Origin of the sequence: Rhodococcus sp. TAF43 (assembly GCF_052113525.1) — a bacterium.
Classification (GTDB): Bacteria; Actinomycetota; Actinomycetes; order Mycobacteriales; family Mycobacteriaceae; genus Prescottella.
The window spans coordinates 127,925-130,728 of sequence record NZ_JBFRDL010000004.1 but is presented as its reverse complement, the minus strand read 5'-3'; the positions used below and the strand labels follow the sequence as shown (position 1 = coordinate 130,728).

3 protein-coding genes are annotated in these 2,804 nt (G+C 67.3%); all 3 read left to right on the top strand.

The features are described from left to right. Window positions 1–225: 225 nt before the first annotated feature. The 3 genes from AB4Z09_RS04800 (at window position 226) to AB4Z09_RS04790 (ending at window position 2,669) form a co-directional block, all read left to right on the top strand. Window positions 226–993, top strand: coding sequence for a TetR family transcriptional regulator (locus AB4Z09_RS04800; RefSeq protein ID WP_114722096.1), 768 nt, complete (start codon window positions 226–228; stop codon window positions 991–993). A 178-nt stretch (window positions 994–1,171) separates the two neighbouring features. Next, window positions 1,172–2,329, top strand: a complete 1,158-nt coding sequence (locus AB4Z09_RS04795) for an acyl-CoA dehydrogenase (RefSeq protein ID WP_442239277.1) — start codon at window positions 1,172–1,174, stop codon at window positions 2,327–2,329. 166 nt (window positions 2,330–2,495) lie between these two features. Then, window positions 2,496–2,669: a hypothetical protein gene (locus AB4Z09_RS04790; protein ID WP_174913599.1), complete on the top strand. Its 174-nt coding sequence runs from the start codon at window positions 2,496–2,498 to the stop codon at window positions 2,667–2,669. Window positions 2,670–2,804 lie beyond the last annotated feature (135 nt).

Below are 2,804 nucleotides of genomic sequence, written 5' to 3'. Positions count from 1 at the left end.
GTATCGCCCCCAAGAGAGGTTGGTTCGCCGCGGCGGCTCGCGCCGTCGTCGTCGAACAAACACTCCCTAGGGCGGAAGCCGTCCCACGACGGGCAGCGCCTATGTGCAGTATCCGCCCGCCGCGTGGCTGCGGTCCAGATCGGCAGGTCAGACAAGGTGGACGGACCGGCCGGGAGTGCAAGTGGACGATCGGCCGGACCGGATCGGGCATGGATACTGGCACGCATGAGTGAGCGCGTCGAGGGCACCGGACCCGACAGCAACGGCGATCCTGCGGACTTCCGAGTCCATGTCGCGACCCAGGCCATCCGGCTCTTCGCCGAGCACGGCTACGAGGCCACCACGGTCGACCAGATCGCTGCTGCCGCGGGCGTCTCGCGGCGCACGTTCTTCCGGCAGTTCCGGTCGAAGGAGGACGTGATCTTCGCCGATCACGAATCACTGCTCGAGCAGGCGGCCGACTACCTCTCGGGCACCACCGAGGATCCGTGGATGGCGGTGTGCGAGGCCGCCCGCCTGGTCTTCAACCGGTTCCGTGAGAACCGCGAGCTGTCGGTGCGCCGCTACCAGGTGGTCCAGCGGGTGCCCGCGCTCCGCGACCGGGAACTCGTCACCGGCTACCGCTACGAGCGCCTGTTCACCGACCACCTGCGTGGCGCCGTCCCGTCCGCGAAGCCGCTGGACGTCGTCGGGTTCGCGGCGAGCGTGACGGCGTGCCACAACTATCTGCTGCGAGCGATGATCCGCGGCGACGAGAATGCAACCTCCGAGGAACTGCAGCGCGCGCTGCTCGAGATCCGGCGCAAATTCGGAGCCGGCACGCGCGACACGACCGCCACCGCCGTGACGTCGACGGACTCGACGAATACCCGCCCGACCGACGCCGTGACGGTGGTGACCTATCCGCCGGGAACGCCGCCCGCAGAGGTGGCCCGTCGGGTGCGCCTGCAGCTCGAGGCCACCGAGACCGGACCCTCACCCACCAACCCTTGACTGGCACTTAGTGCCATGCTTGACTGGGGCCATTCGTGGACCCACGTGCGCGATCGGCTGAAACATGTCGAGAGGTACGCCACAGCACGACGACGCGAACCTGGCACTGAGTGCCCCAGTCACTCGGTGCCAGCCGACCGTCTCAACCGACCGTCCCGCACAACCGAGGAGCGTCCCCATGGCCGGCAATCCCGATTTCCCCCTCTTCCAGCTGAACGAGGAGCACGACGAGCTGCGGGCCGCGATCCGCGCTCTCTCCGAGAAGGAGATCGCGCCGTACGCGAAGGAAGTCGACGAGAAGTCCCGCTTCCCCGAAGAAGCTCTGGCAGCCCTCGTCGCATCGGGATTCAATGCCATCCACGTCCCCGAGGCGTACGACGGCCAGGGCGCCGACTCGGTCGCCACGTGCATCGTGATCGAGGAAGTCGCCCGCGTCTGTGGTTCGTCCTCGCTGATCCCCGCAGTCAACAAGCTCGGCACGATGGGCCTGATCCTCAAGGGTTCCGAGGAGCTCAAGCAGCAGGTGCTCCCGGACATCGCCGGCGGCAAGATGGCGTCGTACGCACTGTCCGAGCGTGAGGCCGGCTCCGATGCCGCCGCGATGCGTACCMGCGCGAAGGCGGACGGCGACAGCTGGATCCTCAACGGCTCCAAGTGCTGGATCACCAACGGCGGTCAGTCCACCTGGTACACCGTCATGGCCGTGACCGACCCCGACAAGGGTGCCAACGGCATCTCCGCGTTCATGGTGCACAAGGACGACGAGGGCTTCGTCGTGGGACCGCTCGAGCACAAGCTGGGTATCAAGGGCTCCCCCACGGCCGAGCTGTACTTCGAGAACTGCCGCATCCCGGGTGACCGCATCATCGGCGAGCCCGGCACCGGCTTCAAGACCGCACTCGAGACCCTCGACCACACGCGTCCCACGATCGGTGCGCAGGCGCTCGGTCTCGCGCAGGGCGCGTTCGATGCCGCGTTGGCATACACCAAGGACCGCAAGCAGTTCGGCACGTCCATCGCGTCGTTCCAGAACACGCAGTTCATGCTCGCCGACATGGCGATGAAGATCGAGTCGGCCCGCCTCATGGTCTACACCGCGGCGGCTCGCGCCGAGCGCGGCGAGAAGAACCTCGGCTTCATCTCCGCGGCCGCGAAGTGCCTCGCGTCGGACGTCGCGATGGAGGTCACCACCAACGCTGTCCAGCTGTTCGGCGGCGCCGGCTACACCACCGACTTCCCGGTCGAGCGCATGATGCGCGACGCCAAGATCACCCAGATCTACGAGGGCACCAACCAGATCCAGCGCGTCGTGATGTCACGCGCACTGCTCAAATAACGAACGGTTTCGCTGCGACGGTTCCACAGCTCGAGGTCCCCGGCGTTCAATGAGGGTGTAGCACCTGGGGTGCCGCAGTAGGTGACAGCACGGTTCGATCCGGGATCTGCAGTAGGCAGGCCGTTCGGRGGCCGGTGCCGTGGCCGACGCAGAGGAGTTGGTACACATGGGATCGATCAGCATTCTCGGGGATCTGGTGGACGTGTTGGCCCAGTTGATGGCCCTCATGGGCGGTCAGGGAGGCGGCGGGACCGGCGGTCTGGGCGGCCTCGGAGGTGGCGGCCTCGGAGGTGGTGGCCTCGGAGGTGGTGGCCTCGGAGGTGGCAGCCTCGGCAGCTGACGGTTCGACGACACCCACGACATCCGTCACCCCGGCATCGGTGCTTCCGACGCCGGGGTGACGGATGCGGGGTGACCGATCCGGGTCCCCGGATAGCAGAATGATCCTCGACAGCACGTCGCCCGTCGGGCGTCG

Excerpts from the sequence above, each read along its gene's own strand:
- AB4Z09_RS04800 (WP_114722096.1), top strand. The coding sequence starts at position 226 with ATGAGTGAGCGCGTCGAGGGCACCGGACCCGACAGCAACGGCGATCCT.
- AB4Z09_RS04790 (WP_174913599.1), top strand. The coding sequence starts at position 2,496 with ATGGGATCGATCAGCATTCTCGGGGATCTGGTGGACGTGTTGGCCCAG.